Source organism: Brevundimonas sp. (assembly GCF_024711105.1).
GTDB lineage: Bacteria > Pseudomonadota > Alphaproteobacteria > Caulobacterales > Caulobacteraceae > Brevundimonas.
In genome coordinates this window covers 1-22,583 of record NZ_JANJTL010000137.1, presented here as the reverse complement: position 1 = coordinate 22,583, position 22,583 = coordinate 1, and the positions used below count along the sequence as shown (strand labels likewise).

At 69.5% G+C, this 22,583-nt stretch carries 23 protein-coding genes and 1 rRNA gene; 12 read left to right on the top strand and 12 right to left on the bottom strand.

Going from position 1 to position 22,583, the window contains the following annotated elements:
• Window positions 1-60: 60 nt before the first annotated feature.
• The gene (locus tag Q0M60_RS10240) at window positions 61-1,902 is read left to right on the top strand and encodes a DUF885 family protein (RefSeq protein WP_296818941.1); all 1,842 of its coding nucleotides are present in this window, start codon (window positions 61-63) and stop codon (window positions 1,900-1,902) included.
• Here Q0M60_RS10240 and Q0M60_RS10235 read toward each other — a convergent pair.
• The 3 genes from Q0M60_RS10235 to Q0M60_RS10225 all read right to left on the bottom strand — a co-directional run bounded on the left by Q0M60_RS10235 (window position 1,899) and on the right by Q0M60_RS10225 (window position 3,710).
• Window positions 1,899-2,027 carry a hypothetical protein gene (locus tag Q0M60_RS10235; RefSeq protein WP_296818939.1) on the bottom strand — a complete coding sequence of 43 codons (129 nt, stop codon included), beginning with the start codon at window positions 2,025-2,027 and terminating at the stop codon, window positions 1,899-1,901. The genes Q0M60_RS10240 and Q0M60_RS10235 overlap by 4 nt on opposite strands.
• Before the next feature lie 66 nt (window positions 2,028-2,093).
• Window positions 2,094-2,666 carry a fasciclin domain-containing protein gene (locus Q0M60_RS10230; RefSeq protein WP_296818936.1) on the bottom strand — a complete coding sequence of 191 codons (573 nt, stop codon included), beginning with the start codon at window positions 2,664-2,666 and terminating at the stop codon, window positions 2,094-2,096.
• Between the two features lie 12 nt (window positions 2,667-2,678).
• Window positions 2,679-3,710 carry a hypothetical protein gene (locus Q0M60_RS10225; RefSeq protein ID WP_296818934.1) on the bottom strand — a complete coding sequence of 344 codons (1,032 nt, stop codon included), beginning with the start codon at window positions 3,708-3,710 and terminating at the stop codon, window positions 2,679-2,681.
• A gap of 239 nt (window positions 3,711-3,949) precedes the next feature.
• On the opposite strand from Q0M60_RS10225, the gene recA reads away from it, so the two are divergent.
• Window positions 3,950-5,026, top strand: coding sequence for a recombinase RecA (gene recA / locus Q0M60_RS10220; protein WP_296818931.1), 1,077 nt, complete (start codon window positions 3,950-3,952; stop codon window positions 5,024-5,026).
• A gap of 200 nt (window positions 5,027-5,226) precedes the next feature.
• On the opposite strand, the gene Q0M60_RS10215 is transcribed toward recA, so the two are convergent.
• Both Q0M60_RS10215 and Q0M60_RS10210 read right to left on the bottom strand, forming a co-directional pair.
• A complete protein-coding gene (locus tag Q0M60_RS10215; RefSeq protein ID WP_296818928.1) occupies window positions 5,227-6,417 on the bottom strand; it encodes a hypothetical protein in 1,191 nt (396 codons plus the stop codon).
• Window positions 6,418-6,774: 357 nt separating this feature from the next.
• Window positions 6,775-7,602 carry an LD-carboxypeptidase gene (locus Q0M60_RS10210; RefSeq protein ID WP_296818925.1) on the bottom strand — a complete coding sequence of 276 codons (828 nt, stop codon included), beginning with the start codon at window positions 7,600-7,602 and terminating at the stop codon, window positions 6,775-6,777.
• Between the two features lie 49 nt (window positions 7,603-7,651).
• Here Q0M60_RS10210 and Q0M60_RS10205 point away from each other — a divergent pair, with 49 nt between their 5' ends.
• The 4 genes from Q0M60_RS10205 to Q0M60_RS10190 all read left to right on the top strand — a co-directional run bounded on the left by Q0M60_RS10205 (window position 7,652) and on the right by Q0M60_RS10190 (window position 11,993).
• Window positions 7,652-9,040 carry a Mur ligase family protein gene (locus Q0M60_RS10205; RefSeq protein WP_296818923.1) on the top strand — a complete coding sequence of 463 codons (1,389 nt, stop codon included), beginning with the start codon at window positions 7,652-7,654 and terminating at the stop codon, window positions 9,038-9,040.
• Between the two features lie 64 nt (window positions 9,041-9,104).
• On the top strand, window positions 9,105-10,169 hold the full coding sequence (locus Q0M60_RS10200; RefSeq protein ID WP_296818921.1) for an SDR family oxidoreductase: 1,065 nt from the start codon (window positions 9,105-9,107) through the stop codon (window positions 10,167-10,169).
• Window positions 10,170-10,227: 58 nt separating this feature from the next.
• Window positions 10,228-11,580, top strand: a complete 1,353-nt coding sequence (gene fliI / locus Q0M60_RS10195; protein WP_296818920.1) for a flagellar protein export ATPase FliI — start codon at window positions 10,228-10,230, stop codon at window positions 11,578-11,580.
• Entirely contained in the window at window positions 11,580-11,993 is a 414-nt protein-coding gene (locus Q0M60_RS10190; RefSeq protein WP_296818918.1) for a flagellar FliJ family protein, read from the top strand. Before fliI ends, Q0M60_RS10190 begins: the two co-directional genes overlap by 1 nt.
• Before the next feature lie 4 nt (window positions 11,994-11,997).
• On the opposite strand, the gene Q0M60_RS10185 is transcribed toward Q0M60_RS10190, so the two are convergent.
• Window positions 11,998-13,647 carry an amidohydrolase gene (locus Q0M60_RS10185; protein ID WP_296818916.1) on the bottom strand — a complete coding sequence of 550 codons (1,650 nt, stop codon included), beginning with the start codon at window positions 13,645-13,647 and terminating at the stop codon, window positions 11,998-12,000.
• Window positions 13,648-13,918: 271 nt separating this feature from the next.
• On the bottom strand, window positions 13,919-14,353 hold the full coding sequence (locus Q0M60_RS10180; RefSeq protein ID WP_296818914.1) for a hypothetical protein: 435 nt from the start codon (window positions 14,351-14,353) through the stop codon (window positions 13,919-13,921).
• A gap of 88 nt (window positions 14,354-14,441) precedes the next feature.
• Between Q0M60_RS10180 and Q0M60_RS10175 the strand changes: the two genes are divergently transcribed.
• Window positions 14,442-14,825, top strand: coding sequence for a hypothetical protein (locus tag Q0M60_RS10175; protein WP_296818913.1), 384 nt, complete (start codon window positions 14,442-14,444; stop codon window positions 14,823-14,825).
• Between the two features lie 50 nt (window positions 14,826-14,875).
• Here Q0M60_RS10175 and Q0M60_RS10170 read toward each other — a convergent pair whose 3' ends face one another.
• The 4 genes from Q0M60_RS10170 to Q0M60_RS10155 are packed head-to-tail and all read right to left on the bottom strand — an operon-like array spanning window position 14,876 to window position 17,811.
• Entirely contained in the window at window positions 14,876-15,583 is a 708-nt protein-coding gene (locus Q0M60_RS10170; protein ID WP_296818911.1) for a lysophospholipid acyltransferase family protein, read from the bottom strand.
• Window positions 15,576-16,220: a YdcF family protein gene (locus tag Q0M60_RS10165; RefSeq protein WP_296818910.1), complete on the bottom strand. Its 645-nt coding sequence runs from the start codon at window positions 16,218-16,220 to the stop codon at window positions 15,576-15,578. The genes Q0M60_RS10170 and Q0M60_RS10165 overlap by 8 nt, the downstream gene beginning before the upstream one ends.
• A 5-nt stretch (window positions 16,221-16,225) precedes the next feature.
• Window positions 16,226-17,116 carry an FtsX-like permease family protein gene (locus Q0M60_RS10160; RefSeq protein WP_296818909.1) on the bottom strand — a complete coding sequence of 297 codons (891 nt, stop codon included), beginning with the start codon at window positions 17,114-17,116 and terminating at the stop codon, window positions 16,226-16,228.
• Entirely contained in the window at window positions 17,113-17,811 is a 699-nt protein-coding gene (locus tag Q0M60_RS10155; protein ID WP_296818907.1) for an ATP-binding cassette domain-containing protein, read from the bottom strand. The genes Q0M60_RS10160 and Q0M60_RS10155 overlap by 4 nt, the downstream gene beginning before the upstream one ends.
• A 51-nt stretch (window positions 17,812-17,862) precedes the next feature.
• On the opposite strand from Q0M60_RS10155, the gene Q0M60_RS10150 reads away from it, so the two are divergent.
• Together Q0M60_RS10150 and Q0M60_RS10145 are read left to right on the top strand one after the other, a co-directional pair.
• Window positions 17,863-18,756: an MJ0042-type zinc finger domain-containing protein gene (locus tag Q0M60_RS10150; protein ID WP_296818905.1), complete on the top strand. Its 894-nt coding sequence runs from the start codon at window positions 17,863-17,865 to the stop codon at window positions 18,754-18,756.
• A complete protein-coding gene (locus tag Q0M60_RS10145) occupies window positions 18,749-19,282 on the top strand; it encodes a phosphoribosyltransferase family protein (protein ID WP_296818903.1) in 534 nt (177 codons plus the stop codon). The genes Q0M60_RS10150 and Q0M60_RS10145 overlap by 8 nt, the downstream gene beginning before the upstream one ends.
• Before the next feature lie 3 nt (window positions 19,283-19,285).
• Here Q0M60_RS10145 and hfaB read toward each other — a convergent pair whose 3' ends face one another.
• On the bottom strand, window positions 19,286-20,305 hold the full coding sequence (gene hfaB, locus Q0M60_RS10140; protein WP_296818901.1) for a holdfast anchoring protein HfaB: 1,020 nt from the start codon (window positions 20,303-20,305) through the stop codon (window positions 19,286-19,288).
• 122 nt (window positions 20,306-20,427) lie between these two features.
• Here hfaB and Q0M60_RS10135 point away from each other — a divergent pair, with 122 nt between their 5' ends.
• The 3 genes from Q0M60_RS10135 to Q0M60_RS10125 all read left to right on the top strand — a co-directional run.
• On the top strand, window positions 20,428-21,138 hold the full coding sequence (locus Q0M60_RS10135; RefSeq protein ID WP_296818899.1) for a rhomboid family intramembrane serine protease: 711 nt from the start codon (window positions 20,428-20,430) through the stop codon (window positions 21,136-21,138).
• A 64-nt stretch (window positions 21,139-21,202) separates the two neighbouring features.
• Entirely contained in the window at window positions 21,203-21,631 is a 429-nt protein-coding gene (locus tag Q0M60_RS10130; protein WP_296818897.1) for a CBS domain-containing protein, read from the top strand.
• 569 nt (window positions 21,632-22,200) lie between these two features.
• Window positions 22,201-22,583: ribosomal RNA gene (locus Q0M60_RS10125) — 16S ribosomal RNA — on the top strand; the annotation flags it as partial.

Below are 22,583 nucleotides of genomic sequence, written 5' to 3'. Positions count from 1 at the left end.
GGCCTTGCCGTTGAGCTCTCCGGCGCTCCATGGTGCGGGCCGCATCCGGGAGGAACCGCCGTGCTCAATCGCCGTCACCTGCTGCTGGGGGCCGCCGGCTCCGGCCTGCTCACCGCCTGCGGGACTCTGTCGACAGGCCCGGCTTCGCCGACGGGCACGGAGCGGCCGCCCGCCGCCACCATGGCGCGGATTCTCTATGACCAGATTTTCGAAGCCTTCCTGATCGCGTCTCCCATCGGGGCCACGGGCCTCGGCCTCGACGTCGGCGAGCGGGCCCACCTGAAATCCCGTCTCGACAGCCGGAGCTATACGGACCGGCTGAACGTGCTGAAGCCGCTGGCGGAGGCGGCGCCGGCGCTGGCGGCCATAGACCGCGCCCCGCTTCGCGGACGCGACCTCTCGGATTTCGACACGGTGGTCTGGATGTCCGACCGCGCCGTGGAGATCGCCGCCGTGCCCTTCGGCGGCGTCGACAGCTACATGTATCCCTGCCCCTATGTGATCAGCCAGCTGACGGGGTCCTATCAGGCCGTTCCGGATTTCCTCGACAGCCAGCACTCCGTCGAGACCGCCGACGACGCCGAGGCCTATCTCAGCCGGCTGTCGGACTTCGCCGAGAACCTCGGCCACGAGACCGAGCGAGCCGCTGTGGACGCCTCGGACCATCGCATCGTCCCGCCGGACTTCGTGCTCGACAAGGCCCTGACCCAGCTCGGCGCGCTGCGCGCCGGACTCGACGCCATGCTGGTCCAGCCACTAGTCCGCAAGACCGCCGAGGCCGGTCTCGCCGGCGACTGGGGGGGCCGCGCGGGCGGTATCGTTAACGGGCCCATCGCCTCGGCCCTCGACGCCCAGATCGCCCAGCTGCGCCGCATCCGGCCCTCGGCCATCCACGACGCGGGCATCGGCGCGCGCCGGGGCGGCGAGGCTTATTACGACCTGTGCCTGCGCTTTCAGACCTCGACCGGCCTCTCGCCCGCCGAGGCGCATCAGATCGGCCTGGACCAGGTCGCCCAGATCCAGGCCCTGGCCGACCCGCTGCTGCGTGAGCGCGGCTACACCGACGGCTCGGTCGGCGCGCGCCTGACCGCCTTCGGCCAGGACCCGCGCCACCTCTATCCGAACACCGACGAGGGTCGCGCCGCCCTGCTGGCCGACCTCAACCGCCAGGTGGAGGCGGTCACCGCCCGCATGCCTGAGGTGTTCGAGCGCATGCCTCGCGCCCGGGTCGAGGTGCGCCGCGTGCCGGTGGCGATCGAGCTCGGCGCGCCGCGCGGCTATGCGCAGACGGGTTCGCTGGATGGTTCGCGGCCGGGCGCCTACTACATCAACCTGGTGGACACGGCGATCTGGCCGCGCTGGGCGCTGCCGACGCTGACCTACCACGAGAGCCTGCCGGGGCATCACCTGCAGGGCTCGCTGGCGCTGGAGGCCGAAGGCACGCCCTTGCTGCACAAGACGCTCGGGTTCAACGCCTACGGCGAGGGCTGGGCCCTCTACGCAGAGCAGCTGGCGGCCGAGCTCGGCATGTACGACGACTTCCCCGAGGGGATGCTCGGCTACCACCAGTCGTTCCTGTACCGCGCCGCCCGCATCGTCATCGACACGGGCATCCATGCGCTCGGCTGGAGCCGCGAGCAGGCCATCGCCTACATGATCGAAACGGTTGGCCTCGCGCCCGGCGCGGCCGAGAGCGAGTGCGAGCGCTACTGCGTCTGGCCGGGTCAGGCCTGCGGCTACAAGATCGGCCACACCGAGATCGACCGAATGCGGACCGAGGCTCGCGCCCGCATGGGCGAGCGGTTCGACATCAAGGGCTTCCATTCCGCCGTGCTGGACGGCGGCGCGATGCCGCTGGACGTGCTGGAGCGGGTGGTGCGCGAGTGGTCCGAGCGGGCCTAGTCTGCGCCTTCAGACACCAGGCCATACTCGCGCAGCAGCTGCTCGACCATCAGCGGGTCGTCCACGATGGGCGGCTCGCCGAAGGCCTCGACCCAGCGGCGATAGAGCGGATGATCCGGCGACATGGCTCCCTCCCGGCGGCTGAGCGCGAACAACAGCACAGCCGACCGGAAGGTTGCGGGAAATCGTCCTTAACCGCCCGCCGTAGCTGTGGACGCCTCCCCGGCGGCCACGAGCAGGCCGTCCACGGGCTGGATCACCCCGTTGCTGGCCACCGTCTCCTCGCCCGTCAGCCGGCCGCTGGAGCCGTCGGGTGCCGTGACGATCACCGTCTCGCCCTCGCGCGTGAAGGTCAGCAGGGTGTCGGCCATGGTCCGCATCTGGACTTGGCCGCTCGATTCCCGCTCCAGCGCCGCCAGGATGTCGTCCCGGGTCGATGAGCCCGGCACGATGTGGGCGCGCAGCAGGGCCGCGGCCTGGGCGCTCATCGCCTCATCGTCGAGGTCGCCCGCGCCCTGCAGCGCCGCGTCCGACGGGACGAAGACGGTGTAGGGTCCCACCCCCTCCAGCACCGGGGCCAGCCCCGAGGACTCGACCAGGGCGTTGAACCCGTCGTGGTCGGCGTCCAGGCCGGCGGCCAGGGTCCGCGACGAAGGCTCGGCCATGCCGGTCCCGGCCTCGGCGGGCGTCTCCTCCACCCGCTGGCAGGCCGCCGTCGTAAGCAGGACCAGGGGCGCGGCCGCCCACAGCATCATCTTGCGCATCGACGGACTCCTCTAGGTCAGCAGCTGAATGACGGCCTGGACCAGCTGGGTGGTCGGATCCACCTGATAGACGTAGCCGTCGTTGTACCGGTACCAGCGGTCCGGCGTGTCCATGTACTGGCTGCGGTAGGCGTAGGGGACGTTGTAGACGTCATAGCCCGCCGGCATCGGCTGGCCGACCGTGAACGGCTGGCCGGTCACCAGCGCCACCACCTGCCGGATCGCCTGGGTCTGCGGATCGACGCCGTAGATCACGCCGTCCGCGTACCGGTAGTCGTACGGATCCCGTAGTCGGTAATAGTCCGTGTAATACCGCGGCGCCGGTTCATAGGCGTACTGCTGCGGCCAGACATTGCCGAGACCCAGCGCGCCGCCCAGCACCGGGATATAGCCCAGCAGCGACCCCTGGTTGTTCAGCCGGTACACATAGCCGTCATCGTAGCGGTAGACGTAGCGGTCGTCGCGATCCCAGCTCCAGAACCGATCATAGCGGCGCCAGGCGTCCTCGCGGTCGCGGGAGATGCGGCGCGCCTGGCCCGGAGGCAGGCAGCCGTTGTTGCGCCAGGCCAGGCCCGGAGGGCAGCCCTGGATCAGGCCCCTGTCCCGGTCGCGGATGATGACCACCGGCCGATCGTCGCGGCGATCCTGAAGCCGTTCGACTTCGCGGCGCACGTCGCGTTCGGCGCGGCGTTCGACCTCGCGCACCTCGCGGACCACCTGGCGCTGGCGGTCCTGGCTGCGCTCGGCGTCGCGGACGGCGCGCCCGAGCATCCCCTCGTCGGAGCCCCGGCCGCGGCCGCGGTCGTCATCGCCGCGATCATCATCGCCTCGGCCCCGGCCTCGGTCGTCCGGCTGGGCGCGGACGCGAACGACCTCCCGGTCATGGCCCCGCCCGCGGGTTTCAGCGCGGTCCGGTCCGCGCGCATCTCCGCCGCGTTCGGCGTGGTCGCCGCCGTGGCCGTTTCCCCGTCCCTGAGCGACGGACGGAGTGGCGACCGCCAGCCCCAGGGCGAGCGCGCTGGTGAGAGTGAGCAGTTTCGACATCTGGACCTCCTGGTCGGTGGCCCCTCCCTGTCAGGGAGCGGAAACGGGCGCCGTCGAACCCGGTTCCCCGCTGCGATGGCGCAGGCGCGACAAAAGCGGACGCACCACGGCCGAACCGAAAAAGAGAACATATTGCGAACCGGAACAAACCGTGCACATAGTCAGGCGTCGCAAGGGTGGGTCGGTAGCGGGCCTTTTCCGGAACGACTTGAGGAATCGTGGCAAAGGGAAACAAGGCTGTGGCGCAATCGGCATTGAGGCTCGTGGGTAAGGAAGACGGCGACAAGCAGCGCGCTCTGGAAGCGGCGCTCGCCCAGATCGATCGGGCGTTCGGCAAGGGCTCGGTGATGAAGCTCGGCAAGGCCGGAGTCGTGGCCGAGATCGAGTCCGTCTCGACCGGCTCGCTGGGCCTGGACCTGGCGCTCGGCATCGGCGGCCTGCCGGTCGGCCGGGTGCTCGAGGTGTTCGGCCCGGAATCGTCGGGCAAGACGACACTGGCGCTGCACACCGTGGCCGAGGTCCAGAAGAAGGGCGGCGTGGCCGCCTTCGTCGACGCCGAGCACGCGCTGGATCCGGTCTACGCCCAGAAGCTCGGCGTGAACCTGGACGACCTGCTGGTGTCCCAGCCCGACACCGGCGAGCAGGCGCTCGAGATCACCGACACCCTGGTTCGCTCCGGCGCCGTCGACATCGTGGTGGTCGACTCGGTCGCGGCGCTGACGCCGCGCGCGGAAATCGAAGGCGAGATGGGCGACAGTCTGCCGGGCCTGCAGGCGCGTCTGATGAGCCAGGCGCTGCGCAAGCTGACCGGCTCCATCTCCAAGTCCAAGTGCATCGTGCTCTTCATCAACCAGATCCGTCACAAGATCGGGGTGATGTACGGCTCGCCCGAGACGACCACCGGCGGCAACGCGCTCAAGTTCTACGCCTCGGTCCGCCTCGACATCCGCCGCACCGGCGCGATCAAGAACCGTGACGAGATCGTCGGCAACGCCACCCGCGTGAAGGTGGTCAAGAACAAGGTCGCCCCGCCGTTCCGCGAGGTCACCTTCGACATCATGTACGGCGAAGGCATCTCCAAGCTCGGCGAGATCATCGACCTGGGCGTGAAGGCCAACGTCATCGAGAAGTCCGGCAGCTGGTTCTCCTACGACAGCCAGCGCATCGGCCAGGGCCGCGAGAACGTGCGCGAGTTCCTCAAGGCCAATCCGGACATCGCCGCCTCGATCGAGCAGGCGGTCCGCGGCCACTCCGGCGAGATCGCCGAGGAGCTGCTGGGCGCGCCGGAGCCCGACGAGGGTCAGGACTTCGAATAGGACATCCCGGCGGCGGGCCAGCGGCCCGCCACCGACCCCGCGGTCCACCGCCGGGACCGGAGCCGCTCGCCTCACGGCGGGCGGCTCTTTCCTTTGGGCCCGGGAACCAGGAGGGGAGGTGGCGGCCAAGTTCGCTTCGAGCCCTTGCGCACACTTGCCGCCCCCGGCTTCTTGGCTCCCAGAGTCCGGTCGTGGGAGGCTCAGTCGTCCACGCTGCGAACGGCTATTGTGACGTTGTTGTTGATCAGCACGCGCTGGCCGGTGAGCGCGCGCACTTGGCCGCCACACTCACGATCCCGATCCCGATCCGGAAACTCCATAGTGTGACGGCTGTCGAACTGCTCGCCTCTATGCACCTCGATCTGACATGTGCGTTGGTCCAGCCAGGTCGCCATCTGGTCGTCCGGGGACACCTCGCCCCACCCATGCCGCCTCCGGAGCCCCATGTCCTCGCTCGGAAAGCGCCGAATGATTTGGCGGCGGGCCAAGTCGTAGACATCGAAGAAGGGCTGCTCACGAGCCCCTTCGCCGGCAAAAACGCCGACCATATCGTTGGATGACAGGCTCAGGTGCGCTGAGGAACGACCGGGCGCGTAGGGCAGACGCCAGGACTCGACAGGCTCGAAGGTGGCGGGGTCCATTCGCGTCGCTATCAGCTGCCTGCTGGGCCCCTCGCCTCCAAACACCGTGATCCCGCTCTGGGTCCAGAAAAGACCATCCAGGGCCGGGAGCCAGTTGCTGGCGCTGTCATCGGGCACTGCCTCATCCGTGTGGTCGGTGAGCTGGCCCTGCCGGTCGATGGCGTAGACATGGCCCGTTCCCGCGCGTGTGATCGGCGGCTGATTGGCGATGAGCCCGACCACAATCTGGCCGCCATCCGGCGAGACTGCGAAGGAGGCGACCGTCACGAGATGCGTATCGTCGAAGGGCAGCCATACGTCTTGGCGCTCTGGCGGTGCGGTAAATGGTGCAGACCACCTGTAGATCGACACGAACGGTTGCGCTGGATCGAACGCCGAGCCAGGAGCGCAGAGCCAAATCAACTCTCTCCCCACGAACCGAACGTCCCCCGATGTGTCTCTCGAATGGCAGGGCGTGCCATTCCGGTCGAAGACAGCCACGCGCCGGTCGTTGACCAGGTCTCCAACCTCCAGCCCCATGGGTCGACAGTCGAAGTCCCGCGCGAAAGCGACGTAGCGGAGATCCTCAGACACGACTGCTGGTTCGATCGTCAGCGCCCCGCATTCGGTCCGGTAGGTCAGGTCTCGCGCCAAATTAGCCTGTACGACCGTCACCGTTTGAGATGCACATGCGCTCCCTATCGCCACCATCGCAGCCACACCGACCATGCGGGAAGCCCTCAAAGGCTGAAGGAGCGGCAGGGTGACCATGCTGAGAACGCTAATCCAGATCGGCCAGTGGGGACCCCGCCCAGCGTTGCACGGCCAATGTTCGCTTTCCATCCATAGCGGACGTTCAGAACGGCCCCATTCAGGTGCGCCAGTCCACCAGGTTCAGGTGAACACCCCGTCGAAGCCAAGCTCGAAGGGCTCCCGCTTTGAAGTCGGGGAAGTCCCTGTGCTCTCGACAGAAGCCAAGTTTCTCGACGCCGCGAACGCTCATCCCCTGCGGTGGCCCTTACACTACCGGGATGCCCGCCGCCCTCGTCCGATCATCCCTCCACCCGCTCTTCCCAGATGGCAGTAAATGGCAGTTGCAGTGTTTTTTGCGGACTGCAGGTCCGCCCGTCACCGGAACGGAACCACCTGGTTGTCCACGTCGTGGCCGATGTCGGCGCGGCCCAGCCAGTCGACGCCCGAGACCTCGCACCAGTGCCGCGCGATGGCTTCCTCGTCCTGGCCGAAGTCGGGGTCGTTGGCCGGGATGTCCGAGCAGCGGCCCAGCATCAGCCCGACGGCCTTGCGCACCGTAGGGTTGGAGCTGACGTGGAACAGGCTGCGGTCGATCCGGTAGTGGTGCTCCGAGACCTCCTCCAGCATCAGGACGCGGCCGGTCAGGTCCGGCTCCAGCGGCGTGCCCAGCAGGTTGGAGAAGACCGTCAGGTTGAAGGCCAGGCTCGACCGCTTGAGCGCCGCGGGCTCGCAGGCAGCCTCGTCGCCCTCGACCAGCCAGTCCAGCGCGCGCGTGATCGCCGCCTCGCCGCCCGGGCGGACCACGTCGTTGCACATCGGGCCGTGGGCCACCCGGGTCGCCCCGGCCCTGAACAGGCCGGCCATCAGGAAGCCGAGGTCGCTGTAGCCCAGCCAGGGCTTGGCCAGCGCCTCGGGCGTCAGCCGCTCGACCGCGGCTTCTGCGATGCGGTTGGAGCCATAGCCCCCGCGCGCGAACCAGACGGCGTCGAAACGCGCGTCGTTTCCGACCTCGACCACGGCTTCCAGCCTGGCCCTGTCGTCCCCGGCGAAGTGCCCGTGCGAGAGGAAGCACTGCGGATGGAAATGGAGTTCGACCGGTCGTCCCGGCCGCGCCCCGGCGATCGCCTTGACCCGCTCGGCGGCCTCGGGCGTGAAGCGGCCTGCCGGCGCGACGACAGCTATGCGAAACGGCGCCTCGGCCAATGATCGTCTCCAGATTGCCCGCGCCGGTCGCCCCTTCTAAGGAGGCCCGATGAGCGAGACCTCTTACTTCTTCTGCGGCGTCGGCGGCAGCGGCATGGCGCCCCTGGCCCTCATGATGCGGGCAAGAGGCTTCGCCGTCGAGGGCTCGGACCGGGCGCTGGACCAGTCCCGCGGCTCGGCCAAGTTCGACTTCCTGAGAAGCCGCGGAATCGCGCTCCATCCGCAGGACGGCTCGGGTGTAACCCGGCCGGACCAGCTGGTCGTGGCGTCGGCCGCCGTCGAGGACACCGTGCCTGACCTCGTCGCCGCCCGCGCCGTCGGTGCCGAGGTGCGCCGCCGGCCCCAGCTGTTGGCCGAGCTGTTCGGCCAGGCCTCGTCCCGAGTGGGTGTGGCCGGCACCAGCGGCAAGTCCACCGTCACGGCCATGCTGGCCTGGATCCTGGATCGCGCCGGCCTGGATCCGTCCGTCGTCAACGGCGCGGACATGCGCAACTTCGTCACCGAGGAGACGCCCTTCGCCTCGGCCCGCGTCGGCGGGCCGGACCTGTTCGTCGCCGAGATCGACGAGAGCGACGGCTCCATCGCGCTCTATTCCCCGACCGTCGCGGTCGTGAACAACGTCAGCCTCGACCACAAGTCGATGGACGAGCTGCGCGAGCTCTTCGCCGCCTTCACCGGCAAGGCCGACATCGCCGTCCTGAACCTCGACAACGACGAAACCCGCCGCCTGGCCGAGGCGCGACAGGAAGGCATGATCACCTACAGCCTGTCCGACCCGGCCGCGAACCTCCTGGCCTGCGGGCCGCAGGAGCGGCCCGACGGCGTCGACTTCCGCCTGGCCGAGGACGGCCGTTCGCACATCGTCCGCCTGCTCACGCCGGGCCTGCACAATGTCTCCAACGCCCTGGCCGCCGTGGCCGCGGCGCGCGCGCTGGGGGTGCCGGTCGACCAGGCGGCCGAGGCCCTGTCCGGCTTCCGCGGTGTGCGCCGCCGCCTGGAGGTCGTGGGCACGTCCGGCGGGGTCACCGTCATCGACGACTTCGCTCACAACCCCGACAAGATCGCGGCCACCCTCGCCACCCTGCGCGCGTTTCCGGGCCGGCTGCTGATCATGTTCCAGCCCCACGGCTACGGCCCGATCCGCCTGATGCGGGCCGAACTGGCCGAGGCCTTCGCGCAGGGCCTCGCGTGCGACGACCTGCTGCTGATCCCCGAGCCGGTCTATTTCGGGGGGACCGCTGACCGCAGCGTGGGCTCCGCCCACCTCGCCGAGGACCTGCGCGGCCTGGGCGTCCAGGCCGAGGCCCTGCCGGACAGGGACGCCTGCGCCGGGCGCCTGATGGAGCTGGCCCGCCCCGGCGACCGGATCATCGTCATGGGCGCCCGCGACGACGGCCTCACCGTCTTCGCCGAGGAGATGCTGCGCCGCCTCGGGTGAGTTTGGCGGGGAACATTGCCTGCGCCGCTCCGGTTGCCCCCGCGAGCAACGCAGGAGCCCTCCCATGAAGCCGAAACTGAAGCCCCTCAAGGACCAGGTCATCGTCATCACCGGGGCCAGCTCCGGCATCGGGCTGGCCACCGCGCAAAAGGCCGCCAAGGCCGGCGCCGCCGTGGTCCTGGTCTCGCGCAACGAGGCCGAGCTGGAGCGCATCGCCGAGGACATCCGCCTTGTGGGCGGCCGGGCCATCGCGGTCGCCGCCGACGTCGGCGAGCAGGACGAGATAGCGGAGGTGGTCGAGGCCGCCACCGAGGCCTTCGGCGGCTTCGACACCTGGGTCAATGACGCCGGCGTGGGCCTCTACGGAGAGCTCAGCCAGGTCCCGCTGGCCGACCAGGAGCGACTGTTCAAGACCAACTACTGGGGCGTGGTGAACGGCTCGCTCGCCGCCGCCGGCCATCTGCGTGAGCGCGAGGGCGGCGGCGCCATCATCAACCTCGGCTCCATCCTGTCGGACATGGCCGCCCCCCTGATGGGCGCCTACACGGCCTCCAAGCACGCGGTGAAGGGATTCACCGACGCCCTGCGCATGGAGTTGCGGGCCGAGGGTGCGCCCATCGCCGTGACCCTGATCAAGCCGGCCAGCATCGGCACGCCCTTCCCGCGCCACGCCCGCAACTACATGGAGGGCGAGGCCCAGGTGCCCCAGCCGGTCTATGCGCCGGAGGTCGTGGCCAACGCCATCCTGCACGCCGCCCAGTTCCAGAAGCACAGCGTCACCGTAGGCGGCGCTGGCCGCCAGATGGTCATGCTCAAGAACATCTCGCCCAAGCTGGCCGACCGCTTCTACGGCTGGATGATGCCCAAGGTGCAGCAGTCCAGTGACCCCAAGACCCCGGGCGACAACCTGCACGCCGCCGGCTCGGACGGAGAGGTGCGCTCGGACCAGCTGCAGCGGCCGTTCAGCGTCTATACCGCCGCCCACAACCATCCGCGGCTGACCGCGGGCCTGGGCCTGCTGGCCGGCGCCGCCGTCACGGCGCTGGTGTTCCGCAAGGCGCCGAAGCCCGTTCGGATGGCCGCGCTCGGCTATGTCGCGCGCGGTCCGCTGAGGCGTCTCGCGGCCTGATTTCATCCGCCGTTAACCACGTTCCCGCAGGAGTGAAGGCCAGCACTCGGGGCCAGTCTTGCGTCATCTCGTCTCCGCCGTCCGGGCCGTCGATCCGCTTGTCGTGACCGGCAAGGTGGCCGCCGTGTCCGGCCTGCTGATCGAGGCCCGGGGGGCGCTTTCCCGGCTCTCGGTCGGCTCGCGCGCCGAGATCGGCCGCTCGGGCGGGCAGGAGGCCCTGCCGGCCGAGGTGGTGGGCTTCCGCGATTCCAAGGCGCTGCTGATGCCGTTCGGCCCGGTCGAGGGCGTGGCGCCGGGCTCGGACATCCGGGTCGTGGCCGACGCCGCGGTGGTCCGACCGACCACCGCCTGGCTGGGCCGGATCATCGACTCCTTCGGCAATCCGATCGACGGCAAGGGGCCGCTGCCGCGCGGGCGGACGCCCTATCCGCTCAGGGCCTCGCCGCCGGCGGCGCACTCGCGAGACCGGGTGGGCGAGCGGCTGGACCTGGGGGTGCGGGCGCTCGACTGTTTCGTAACCACCTGCCGGGGCCAGCGGCTGGGCATCTTCGCCGGCTCGGGCGTCGGCAAGTCGGTGCTGCTGTCGATGCTGGCGCGCGAGGCCTCTTGCGACGCGGTCGTGGTCGGGCTGATCGGCGAGCGGGGCCGCGAGGTCCGCGAGTTCGTCGAGGAAACGCTGGGCGAAGCCGGCCTGCGCCGCTCGATCGTCGTGGTCGCCACCTCGGACGAGCCGGCGCTGAAGCGGCGCCAAGCGGCCTACATGACCATGGCGTTGTCGGAGTTCCTGCGCGACCAGGACCTGGAGGTGCTGTGCCTGATGGATTCGGTCACGCGCTTCGCCATGGCGCAGCGGGAGATCGGCCTGGCCGCCGGCGAGCCGCCGACGACGAAGGGCTATACGCCGACCGTCTTTTCCGAGCTGCCCAAGCTCTTGGAGCGGGCGGGGCCGGGGCCGGTGCGGGCGGACGGGCGCAGGGGCGGGCCGATCACCGGCCTGTTCACCGTGCTGGTCGACGGCGGCGACCACGACGAGCCGATCGCCGACGCGGTGCGCGGGATCCTGGACGGGCACATCGTCATGGACCGCAAGATCGCCGAGCGCGGCCGCTTCCCGGCGGTGGACGTCCTGAAGTCGGTCAGCCGGACCATGCCGGACTGCCAGTTGCCGCAGGAGCGCGAGCTGAACCGGCGGGCGCGCCAGTGCCTGTCGGCCTACCAGAACATGGAAGAGCTGATCCGCATCGGGGCCTATCGGGCCGGCTCGGACCCCATCGTGGATCGGGCCATCGCGTTGAACCCGGCGCTCGAGGGCTTTCTGACCCAGGCCAAGGACGATGTGACGCCTCTTAACGAGTCGTTTGCGCGACTGGAGGCCATACTGAACCAAGGCATGATCAAGGAGCCGTCCTAATGACCCAGTGGGCCCAGTCGCTCATCCGCATCTCGGGCTATGAGGTCGAAACGCTCCAGAAGCGCCTGGCCGAGATCGCCACGCGCCGGGCCACGGCCGAGATGCGGCTGGCGGTGCTGGACGCCGAGCGCGAGCTGGAGACGGATCACGCCCGGGCTGACGCCTCCCAGCGCGGCCTGCTGGAGGCCTATCTGGACGGCTGGAAGATCCGCAAGGACAGCGCCACGACCGAACTTCGCGCCATGGAGATGGAGGAGGAGGGCGCCCGCGACGCCCTGATGGCCGCCTTCGAGGAGCTCAAGAAGTTCGAGCATGTCGCCGAGGTGACCCGGCTGAACGAACTGGCCGCCCTGGCCCGCCGCGAGAGCGCGGCCATGGACGAACAGGCCATCCTGAGGGCCGGCCGGGCCTGAGGCCCTACCAGCCTTCCGCCCGATAGACGACCTCGCCGTCGACGACGGTCAGCAGCGCGCGGCCGTTCGGGATGGCCTCCACCGGCGCGGTCATCAGGTCCACGTCGAAGACGGTGAAGTCGGCCTCGTAGCCCTCACGGATCATGCCGAGCTGGTCCTCGCGGAAGGAAGCGTAGGCCGGCGCCGTGGTGAACAGGGCCAGCGCCTGGGCGCGGCTGACGGCCTCCTGGGGACGCCAGTCGGGCCCCTGGAAACCCTGCAGGTCGCGGCGGGCCACCGCGGCGTAGAACTCGATCAGCGGCGAGCCGCGCTCCACCGGGGCGTCGGAGCCGCCGACGACCACGGCGCCGTCCTCGATAAGGGTCCGCCAGGCGTAGGCGCCTTCGAGCCGGGCGTCGCCCAGGCGGGCCGGGGCGAAGTGCAGGTCGCCGATGGCGTGACTGGGCTGCATCGAGGCGATCACGCCGTCGTCCTCGAAGCGATGCAGGTCCGAGGGCCGCACGATCTGGGCGTGCTCGACGCGCCAGCGGGCGTCCGGCGTGACGCCGGCGGCCTCGTACCAGTCCAGCACCTCGTCATTGCCCCGGTCGCCGATGGCGTGGGTGGCGATCTGGACGCCCGCCTCAAGCGCGCGCCGATAGGCGGGCAGGACGGCCTCGGCGGTGGTCTGCATAAGGCCCCGGGTGTGGGGGGCGTCGGCATAGGGTTCGAACAGGGCCGCGCCGCGTGAGCCAAGCGCGCCGTCGGCATAGACCTTGATCGAGCGGGTGATGACGCGGCCGTCGCCGGTGGCGCGCGGCCCGCCGTCCAGCAGCGGCTCCGCCTCGGCCAGGTCGACGGCGTTGTAGACCCGGATGTCCATGTCGCCCTCGCCGGCCATGGCCTCCATGATCGCCACGTCGTCCCACGCCACGCTCATGTTGTGGACGCCGGTCCAGCCCTGGGACGCATAGACCTCGACGCCGGTGCGCAGCGCCTGCCGGCGCGCCTGCGGCGTGTCGGCGGGGCGCAGGGCCTCGACCATCGGCATGGCCGCGTCGATCAGGACGCCGGACGGCGCGCCGTCCGCCTCGCGCTGGATCTCGCCGCCGTCGGGCGCGGTGCTGGCCGAGGTGATCCCGGCGGCCTCTAGCGCGGCGGTGGAGGCGGCGAGCGCGTGGCCGTCGGCGCGGACCAGGACGACGACCCGGCCGGGCGCGGCGGCGTCGAGGTCCTGCCGGTTCAGGAAGCGGCCCTCGGGCCAGTGGGTCTCGATCCAGCCGCGGCCGAAGATGGGCCCCTCGGGGTTGGCCTCGGCCCAGGCGGCCAGCCGCCGCATCGCCTCGGCGACCGAGGCGGAGCCTTCGAGGTTGAGGGTCATCTCCCGCTGGCCGATGCCGATCAGGTGGGCGTGGCCGTCGGTGAAGCCCGGGAACATCGCCGTGCCGCGCAGGTCGATCCGTCGGGTGACCGCATCGGCCAGGGCCTCCGCGCCGGCGCGATCGCCGACATAGAGGATGACCCCGTCCTCCACCGCCACGGCCTCGGCCGTGGGCCGGGCCTCGTCGCCGGTGTGGATCGGCCCCCCGAACAGGATCAGGTCCGCCTCCTGGGCGGAGGCTGCCGTGGCGAGCGCCAGGGCGGCGGCGGACAGAAGCAGGGTGCGCAGGGTCATGGGCGGGTCATAGCGCGAGGCCGCGGCGGTTGGGAGGGGCGTTCGGGCCTGAGGCTCTCCCTGATTTTGCATCCCGGCCAAGTGAAGCGCAGAGCCGGGACAACGGGGCGGCGGCGCGGTTGTCGCGGACAGCTGCTATCCGGCTTCCGGGATGACAAGAACGGGGCGCGCGCCAGGCCCCAAAGCGGACATTCCGAGAGTCCGCTTTCGACCCATAGCGGACATTGGAGCGCGGCTTTTGGGAACCGATCCCGATCTTGGGGGCTTCCGCTCAGGAGCCATCGCTGTGACGGGCCATCAGCCGAATTTGCTCAAGGATATCAGGCGGCGCTTTGTCGGGTGCTTCGCGCAGTTCTGCCTGCCATGTCTTTTCACCAACTCCGATATCAGAGCCGCCCCGCACTAAGTGGTCCGCGAACGCAGACATGGCGATCATGTGCCGATCTCTTATACGTTCCACCTGTCCGTATCCGGGAAATCTCAATTTGGCTCTCCGCCGATTGAGCAGATATTCGAGAATATCGATCCGAACACCGGAATTAAGGTCGATGTATACGAACGAGACACCCGACCAGTCCCAAAATATCTGGATGGCATATCCGCGACCAACTAATAGAAAACCATCATCGTAATCGCTCAAGGCTAAGCCGAAGCGAGTAATTGCCGATGAAAGCGCGTGCGCGGCGTCTCGCTTTGAAATCAGCATTGCATCACCATAAACCCCATTCGGCAGCGATAGCCGTGTCCGCTTTCCACCCTTAGCGGACATCCGAAAGCCGGGCTAATGGTGGGTTATGCTGCCCTTCACTCCACTTGAGACCCATGCGCTCCGATTCATCTGCGAGGCGGGAGTGCAACTCACAGCGGCTCAGCGGGAGGCGCTCTGGACGCTGCTCAACACCGCCAGCCTAGTGGAACGTGAGAACACCGGACACGGCTTCTACACCGCGTTTCAAGTTGATCGGACCCTCGGGTCGCCCCTTGGTGATGTCAGCATGATCAACGGCCCCTCAGTGGCTCTGGTCGGGCATGGAGAGGGGAACCGGATGGACTTCATCCTTTGGGCTGAAGGAGGCTTCCCCTCAACGCTGGAGGGGTTCCAGCACGGCGACCTTGCGGGTGAGACCGTGGACTTGCGGCAGGTTGACCTCGCCGCCCTTCAGTTCCAGCCGACATAGCGCGCCAATGTCCGCTTTCCACCCATAGCGGACATTCAGCCCCGCCACTCTCACCCCCCGCTCAGCCGCGCCGAGGCCGCTTCGATCCTGGCCTGGATCTCGCGCATGAACTCGGGGCGTTTGAGGCCGGCGGGGATGGGTTCGAGGAACTCGAAGACGACGTGGCCGGGGACGAATTTGATCCCCTTGGCGGGCCAGTGCTCGCCGGAGTTGGTGGCGACGGGCCAGCAGGGGGCTTCGAGGTCGCGGTAGATGGCGGCGACGCCGGGCTTGTAGGCCGGCGCCGCGCCCGGGAGCTGGCGGGTGCCTTCGGGGAAGATGATGACCTGGCGGCCGTCCTTCAGGCGGTCGCGCGCCTTTGAGGTCATGTCCTTGAGCGCGCGGGCGTGGGCGGCGCGGTCGACGGGGAGCATGCCCGTCTTGAGGGCGAACCAGCCCAGGAACGGGGCGTACATCAGCTCCTTCTTGAAGACGAAGCACGGGTCCGGGAGCACGGCGAAGGGGACGACCACGTCCAGCATCGACTGGTGCTTGCCGGCGACCAGGGCCGCGCCCGACGGGCGGTGCTCGAGCCCCCGGAACTCGACGGTGACGCCCATGATCCAGCGCAGGCCGAACATGACGACCGCCGACCAGATCTTGATGACGCCCATGGCGTAGCGATGGGGCAGCAGCAGCGCCGGTGACAGGCCGATGGCGACCACCGGCATGGACAGATAGAGCCAGGCGGCGAACAGCAGCCTACGGATTTCAAGCATTCACGGCCGCCTTGGTCGCCGCGCCCTGGGCGGCCGCGGCCTCGTCGCGCTGCTCCGGGAAGAGCCGCAGCACCGCCTCGCGGACCAGGACCACGAGGTATTTGGAGTATTCGAGCGTCATGCGCCGCATGCCCTGGCCCGAGCGCCACCAGTCCTCGGTGTCGAGCGACGGCGTCTCGACCGGATAGGGGATCAGCTCGGCGTCGCGCATCAGGCCGCGGATCTCGAGCAGGGCGCGGGGCATGTGGTAGTCGCTGGTCACCACGATGAGGCTGTCGAATCGCTTGGCCTCGGTCCAGGCGGCGATCTCCTGGGCGTTGCCGAGCGTGTCCTCGGCGTCGAAGCCGAGATCGACGCAGCAGTCGAACAGGCGGTTGGGGCCGGGGGTGAGGGCGCGCAGCTCCTCGCGGCGGACCTCGCGGTTCACGCCGGAGACCAGCAGCCGCGAGCCCCGGCCGTCGAGCAGGAGCTGCATGGCGGTGGTGATGCGGGCGTCCGAGGCGCCGGTCAGCACCACGATGCCGTCGGCGCGGCCGGGATCGACGGCGGGCGTCGAGCGCTGGACCCGGTCGGCGAAGGCCATCAGGCCCGCGAACCAGATCACGGCGATGACGACAAGGAAGGCGAGAAACCGCATTCCGCTCAGGTCTCCAGGTCCGCGCCGTCGCGCAACAGCCCCGCTACGGTAAATCGCGCCGCCACCGCCGCCAAGCCGGCCAGGATCAGTGGGGCGGGCGCCGTGATCAGAAGGTCGCTCCAGGCGAGCGGCAGGGCGGGGGTGAAGCCGTCGCCGCCGCCGATCAGGATCAGCACGGCTGCGACCGCGCAGGCGACCAGGGCGCCGGCGGCGCCGGCCACGGCCGCCAGCCAGGCGAAGCGGGCCTGGAACAGGCCTGCGATGAAGTCGTCGGTGGCCCCGGCCAGACTGAGCGTGGCGATCAGGCCCCGGCGCGCGGCCAGGCCCGCCCGGCTGGCGAAGACCACGGCGGCGGCGGCGGCCAGGGCCGCGAGCAGGCCGAGCACGACCGCGCCGATCGTGGCGGTCAGGGCGGCGCGCTCCACGTCGGCCAGCCAGACGGAATGATCGTCGACGCGGCCCTCCAGCCCGGCCTCGGCCAGGGCCCGGTTCAGCGCCTCGGGCCGGGCCGGGGCGTCGGGATCGAGCCGGATGGTCACCAGATGGGGCAGGGGCAGGTCCTGGAGCACCGCCTCGCCCAGCCAGGGGCGCAGAAGGGCCTCGGCCCGCTCGCTCTCGAGGGCCGCGGCCTCGGTGACGCCCGGAACGCCCGACAGGACCTCGGCGGCGCGGGCGGCGGCCTGGGCGCCCGTCTCGTCCGGGCGGGGGCTGATCTGGACGGTGGCTTCGGAGCGGATGTCGCGGACCCAGCCGCGCGCGGCGCGGTCCGAGGCCGAGGCCGCCATGGCGCCCAGGCAGGCCAGAACGCAGAGGATGGCGACCACGGCGAACAGGGCCACGTCGCGGCCGTCGCGGGCGGGCAGCAGCGGGCCCGGACGATAGGCGGTTCGGCTCATGCGGCATTCCGGGTCAGGCGGCCGTGCTCAAGCCGCAGTTCAGGGATGCCCGAGCGGCCCACCAGTTCGCGGTCGTGGGTGGCGATCAGGACGGTCGCGCCCAGCCGGTTCAGCTCCACGAACAGCTTGAGGATGCGCAGGGCCATGTCGTGGTCGACGGCGCCGGTCGGCTCGTCGGCCAGGATCAGCCAGGGCCGGGCGACCACGGCGCGGGCGATGGCCAGCCGCTGCTTCTCGCCGGCCGAGAGGGCGGGCGGGAGGCTGTCGGCCCGGGCGGCCAGCCCGACCCAGGCGAGGAGTTCGCTGACATCCTCCTGATAGGCGCGCGGCTTCTGGCCGGCGACGCGCAGCGGCAGGGCGACGTTGTCGAATGCGCTGAGATGATCGACCAGGCGAAAGTCGTGGAACACCACGCCCATTCGGCGGCGAAGATGGGCGCGCTCGGCCGCCCCGATTCGCGCGGTGTCGCGACCGAACACCTCCACCGAGCCCGAAGTGGCCCGGGCGCCGAGATAAATCAGCTTCAGCAGCGAACTCTTGCCGGCGCCGGACGGGCCGGTAAGGAAGTGGAAAGAGCCGCTCGGCAAGGTAAACGCGACATCCCTCAGCACTTCCGGCCCCTCACCGCCATAGCGGAAGGCCACGGAGTCGAAACGGACGGCGGGGCTCGTGGGCGCGACGGCTTGGGCGGACATGACGGGACGGACGATCTCGGGGAGAGCAGGCGTGAGCACGCCTGTCCGCACATGATACTTTCCTGTCCCGACTGTTCCACACGCTATTTCGTTCCCGACCAGGCGGTGGGGCCGAACGGCCGGACCGTGCGCTGCACGTCGTGCGGCCATGCCTGGCGGGCCGAGGGCGAAGAGACGCTGGAGCTGGTGGCCGATCCCGAGGTCGGAGCCATCGGCATGGCCAGCGAGCCGCTGACGCCCGAGGCGCCCCTGACCGGCCCCGAACTGCCCAAGGTCCTGCGCGCCCGCGCCGAGGAACAGCGCCGCCTGAAGAAGGCCATCGTGCACGGCGCGGTCTGGGCCTTCATGGGCGCGGTCGGCCTGGGGCTGATCGGCTCGGCCTATCTGTTCCGGGTCGATGTGGTGGAGGCCGTGCCGCGCGCGGCCGCGGCCTATGCGGCGGTGGGCCTGCCGGTGAACGTTACCGGGCTGGAGTTCGAGGAGGTGGTGGCCCGTGCGGGGCCGCCGGGTTCCGGCGCCGTGGAGGTGACCTTCCGTGTCCGCAACGTGCGCGCCGAGCCGCGCCGCGCGCCGCCCGTGCGCGTCGCCCTGCTGAACGGGGAGGGCGGCCGGATCGACACCCGCATCGTGCAACCGCCGGCCGAGCCCATCGCGCCGGGTCATGTCCTCTATCTCAGCGCCACCATTCCCGATCCGCGCGGCCATGGCGCGGACGTCGACCTGGCCTTCGCGCCGGAGCTGCGGCGCACGGCGCCCCCGGCCCTGCCGGCCCGGGACGCGCCCTCGGAAGCAGCGGAGCACGCCGAAGAGGCCGATCCGGGCCTGAGGCCGGCGCTGGACGTCGACCACGGCCCGATCCCGGAAGCCGAGCCCCTGCCGGTCGAGGAAGCGCACGCCCTCGACAGCGAAGACGCCGAGGCGGTATCCACCGCCGGGCATGGCTGAGCCCCTCCCGACCCCCGAAATCCTGCTTTCCGAAACCGAGATCGCCCAGCGGATCGACCGCATGGCGGCCGAGATCGCCCCGCGCGTGACCGACGACACGGTGGCCGTCTGCCTGCTGACCGGCGGCATCTGGTTCGCCGCGGACCTGACCCGGGCGCTGGCCCGGCGTGGACGGCTGGTGCGGTTCGAGGCCCTGTGGCTGGCCTCCTACGGCGACGAACAGCAGAGCAAGGGCCGGGTCGAGATCCGCGCCGACACCCAGAGGGACCTGACCGGCCGGCAGGTTCTGCTGCTGGACGACGTGTTCGACACCGGGCTGACCATGGCGTTCGCGGCCGAGCACCTGAAGACGCGTGGGGCTTCCGGGGTCCTGACCGCCGTCTTCGCCCGCAAGCCCTGGCCGGAGCCGCGGGCGATCACGCCGGACTTCGTCGGCTGGGAGGCGCCGGGCCGCTATCTGGTTGGCTACGGGCTCGATTCGGCCGGCCGCATGCGCGGCCTGCCCGGCATCGGGGCGCTGGATTAGGCCCTAGTAGCGGCTGCCCCGGACGTCGCGGTCGCGGCGGTCGTGCCAGCGCGACGGGTCGGCGCGGCTGCCCGCGTTGTTGGTCCCGATGTTGTCATAGGCCGGATAGTAGCCGCCGGTCGGGCCGACCGTGCCGAACAGGGGGTCGCCCGACACCGCCAGGCAGGCCTCCGGCCCCGGCGCGCCATAGAGGTTGGCCATGATCTCGAGCACGGCGCGCTCGACCAGGGCCCGCACCGCCAGCTGGACCGGCTCATGGCCGCTGGTTCCCGCCGACAGGTCAAAGGTGTTGCCGTTCAGGAAGTCGAACACGCCGAGCGAGACTTCGCGCCCGATCAGCTGCTTCTGATAGGAGATGACGTCGACGATCTCCTGGGTGCGGGTGTCGACGACGCGCAGGTCAAGCGCCACGTTCATGACCGCCCAGCGGAGCTGGAACAGGCCGCCGGTGGAGGGATCGTCCTGACCGGCGTTCTGGCCGCCGACCTCGGCGCCGGTGTTGCGGATGTTGAAATTGACCTCGGTGACGCCGCCCTGGATGACGTAGTCCGAGCCGGGCACCGAGCCGGCGATCAGCCGGCGCGGTTCGGCTGGGCCGCCCGGGGTCTCGGCCTCGCCCTCGCCCAGGATCATGGCGCCGGAATAGCGCATCTCCATCTCGGAGACGGAGGTGTCATAGCGCTCGACCTGGCGCGCGCCCGCCTTGCCCAGCGCGGTGATGGCCATGAGCGAGGCGCCCTGGGTGATCACCCGGCCGTTCTCGCCGACCTGGCCGGTGTAATCGGCGATGCGGCCGACCGCGATTCGCGGCGAGGGCCGGCCGTTGGCCCGGGCCCAGTCCGCCAGGCAGTACAGGGCGGGCGAATAGGGGGTCGGATTGGCGATCACGGGCGCCGAGCCGATCGGCTGGGCGTACATGCCGCGCGAACCGGCCACCGGGGACGTGCACGCGGCGGCCGCGAGGCCGGCCGCGGCGACCACCGCCACGGTCCGGACCTTGTTGAGAGCGCTCAGTCGAATCATCCGGAACCGGTCCTGACGTCTTTCGGCGCACACCTTGGGCGCCTAGATGCGTGCCAAAGTGGGTCAAGGTTCTTAAGAAGCGTTTGAGATTCGCTAACCTCATCCGAAAGGCGCCCGAAGGCTTGGAAGCTCCGCAGAGGGAAAAGGCGTTCAACGCGCCGTGGCCGATCGTGACCGTGGCGCTGATCCTGGTCGGCCTCTACCTGCTCGAATCTCGCATGGGCGGCGTCGAGGCCTGGGGGACACGATACGGCCTGGTCCCATCCGACCTGGCCGACGGCCGGTGGCAAGGCGTCCTGACCCACATGGGGGTGCACGACGGCTGGGGACACGTGGGCATGAACGCGATCGGGGTGCTGGCCTTCGGCGCGCCCCTGGCGCGCAAGCTCGGCGAACGCCTTGGCGGGGCGCTGGCGTTCCTGGGCTTCTTTCTGCTGTGCGGCGTCTTCGCCGGCGTCGGCCACGCGCTGTTGCACATGAATGCGCCGGTGAGCCTGGTGGGCGCGTCCGGGGCTGTCTTCGGCCTGATCGGAGCGGCGACGCGGCTGATGACGCCGGACGGACGGCTGCAGCCGCTGTTCGCGCGCCGGACCCTGACCGTCGCGGGTGCGTGGGTCGGGGCCAACCTGATCATCGGCCTGATCGGCTATGATCCGGGCACCGGCGTTCGAGGCGTGGCCTGGGATGCCCACATCCTGGGACTCGTGGCCGGTCTGGTGCTGGTCGGGCCATGGCTCAGGCTATTCGGCTCGCGAGACACGCCGCAGCCGGCCGACCCTTTCGAGGCGCCTCCGCCGTCCGACGCGCGGTCAGGTCCGTGGGGCCCCCGTTAGGCGGACAGGATTTGCGTCGAACCCGGGATTGAGCGACGGTGTTCTCCTTAAAGGAGGTCTGGCCATGCTCATCGCCGAAATCCTGAAGGACAAGGGCTCCGACGTTTTCCGGGCGGCGCCCGGCGACACGCTCGGCGACACGGCCCGCCAGCTCGACGACAAGCGGATCGGCGCCCTGGTGATCTGCGAGGGCGATCGGGTGGTCGGCATCCTGTCGGAGCGGGACCTGGTTCGGGCGGTGGCGCGCGACGGGCAATCGGCCCTGGCCAGGCCGGTGTCGTCGTACATGACCGCCGATGTCGTCTTCGCCGAGCCCACCGAAACGGTCGACACCCTGATGGAGCGGATGACCGACCGCCGGATCCGCCACCTGCCCGTGCTCCAGGACAAGCGGCTGGTCGGCGTCGTTTCGATCGGCGACCTGGTCAAGACGCGCATCGCCGAAGCCACCTTCGAGGCCGAGAGCATGAAGGCCTATATCGGAGCGGGTTGAGCCGGACCCGCGGTAGGCGAAAAAGCCGCCGAAAGAGTCATTTGGCGCTTGCGTCCGCCAGAGCGCGCCCGTATATCGCCGCCTCGCTCGGAGACGGGCGGCGACACGAAGAACCGGAGCCGAAAGGCTCTTGCTTTTCCCGCCGGCCGAACATATCTTCCGCGCTTCAATCGAATCGCTTGACCGTACGGGGCAACCCCTGGGAGGCCCAAGCGATCTTTTTGTGTCTAACGATCTCCGGATCGAGGGCCGCAAAAAAAGCTGGAAACAGCCGGTTGACTTCGAAATCGGCGGCGACTAAATCGCCGCCTCCGCCGGCCACCGGGCGTTAAACGGGTGGGGCCACTCCGGTGGTTTCGGTCTTTGACATCGTTGATTTGGAAAGAGAAACGCAGGCGGCGGTGTCCTGGCGATGGCTTCGAGCCATCTCGACACTGACGAACTTGCGGTCTCTTGAAGACACCATGAATACCGATCTTCGGATCGGCGTTTGTGGGAACTCGTCAAGAAACTATGCAAACCAGAACGCAACCGGCCTTCGGGCCGATGATCTGGAGTCAATGTCAACTCAACTTGAGAGTTTGATCCTGGCTCAGAGCGAACGCTGGCGGCAGGCCTAACACATGCAAGTCGAACGAACCCTTCGGGGTTAGTGGCGGACGGGTGAGTAACACGTGGGAACGTACCCTTAGGTTCGGAATAACTCAGGGAAACTTGAGCTAATACCGAATGTGCCCTTCGGGGGAAAGATTTATCGCCTTTGGAGCGGCCCGCGTCTGATTAGCTAGTTGGTGAGGTAAAGGCTCACCAAGGCTACGATCAGTAGCTGGTCTGAGAGGATGACCAGCCACACTGGGACTGAGACACGGCCCAGACTCCTACGGGAGGCAGCAGTGGGGAATCTTGCGCAATGGGCGAAAGCCTGACGCAGCCATGCCGCGTGGATGATGAA

Excerpts from the sequence above, each read along its gene's own strand:
- Q0M60_RS10155 (WP_296818907.1), bottom strand. The coding sequence starts at position 17,811 with ATGTCCGCCCAAGCCGTCGCGCCCACGAGCCCCGCCGTCCGTTTCGAC.
- Q0M60_RS10175 (WP_296818913.1), top strand. The coding sequence starts at position 14,442 with ATGCTGCCCTTCACTCCACTTGAGACCCATGCGCTCCGATTCATCTGC.
- Q0M60_RS10230 (WP_296818936.1), bottom strand. The coding sequence starts at position 2,666 with ATGCGCAAGATGATGCTGTGGGCGGCCGCGCCCCTGGTCCTGCTTACG.
- Q0M60_RS10160 (WP_296818909.1), bottom strand. The coding sequence starts at position 17,116 with ATGAGCCGAACCGCCTATCGTCCGGGCCCGCTGCTGCCCGCCCGCGAC.
- Q0M60_RS10150 (WP_296818905.1), top strand. The coding sequence starts at position 17,863 with ATGATACTTTCCTGTCCCGACTGTTCCACACGCTATTTCGTTCCCGAC.
- Q0M60_RS10215 (WP_296818928.1), bottom strand. The coding sequence starts at position 6,417 with ATGGTCACCCTGCCGCTCCTTCAGCCTTTGAGGGCTTCCCGCATGGTC.
- Q0M60_RS10200 (WP_296818921.1), top strand. The coding sequence starts at position 9,105 with ATGAAGCCGAAACTGAAGCCCCTCAAGGACCAGGTCATCGTCATCACC.
- Q0M60_RS10185 (WP_296818916.1), bottom strand. The coding sequence starts at position 13,647 with ATGACCCTGCGCACCCTGCTTCTGTCCGCCGCCGCCCTGGCGCTCGCC.
- Q0M60_RS10190 (WP_296818918.1), top strand. The coding sequence starts at position 11,580 with ATGACCCAGTGGGCCCAGTCGCTCATCCGCATCTCGGGCTATGAGGTC.
- Q0M60_RS10235 (WP_296818939.1), bottom strand. The coding sequence starts at position 2,027 with ATGTCGCCGGATCATCCGCTCTATCGCCGCTGGGTCGAGGCCTTCGGC.
- Q0M60_RS10145 (WP_296818903.1), top strand. The coding sequence starts at position 18,749 with ATGGCTGAGCCCCTCCCGACCCCCGAAATCCTGCTTTCCGAAACCGAG.
- Q0M60_RS10205 (WP_296818923.1), top strand. The coding sequence starts at position 7,652 with ATGAGCGAGACCTCTTACTTCTTCTGCGGCGTCGGCGGCAGCGGCATG.
- hfaB (WP_296818901.1), bottom strand. The coding sequence starts at position 20,305 with ATGATTCGACTGAGCGCTCTCAACAAGGTCCGGACCGTGGCGGTGGTC.
- Q0M60_RS10130 (WP_296818897.1), top strand. The coding sequence starts at position 21,203 with ATGCTCATCGCCGAAATCCTGAAGGACAAGGGCTCCGACGTTTTCCGG.
- Q0M60_RS10180 (WP_296818914.1), bottom strand. The coding sequence starts at position 14,353 with ATGCTGATTTCAAAGCGAGACGCCGCGCACGCGCTTTCATCGGCAATT.
- Q0M60_RS10170 (WP_296818911.1), bottom strand. The coding sequence starts at position 15,583 with ATGCTTGAAATCCGTAGGCTGCTGTTCGCCGCCTGGCTCTATCTGTCC.
- Q0M60_RS10165 (WP_296818910.1), bottom strand. The coding sequence starts at position 16,220 with ATGCGGTTTCTCGCCTTCCTTGTCGTCATCGCCGTGATCTGGTTCGCG.
- Q0M60_RS10225 (WP_296818934.1), bottom strand. The coding sequence starts at position 3,710 with ATGTCGAAACTGCTCACTCTCACCAGCGCGCTCGCCCTGGGGCTGGCG.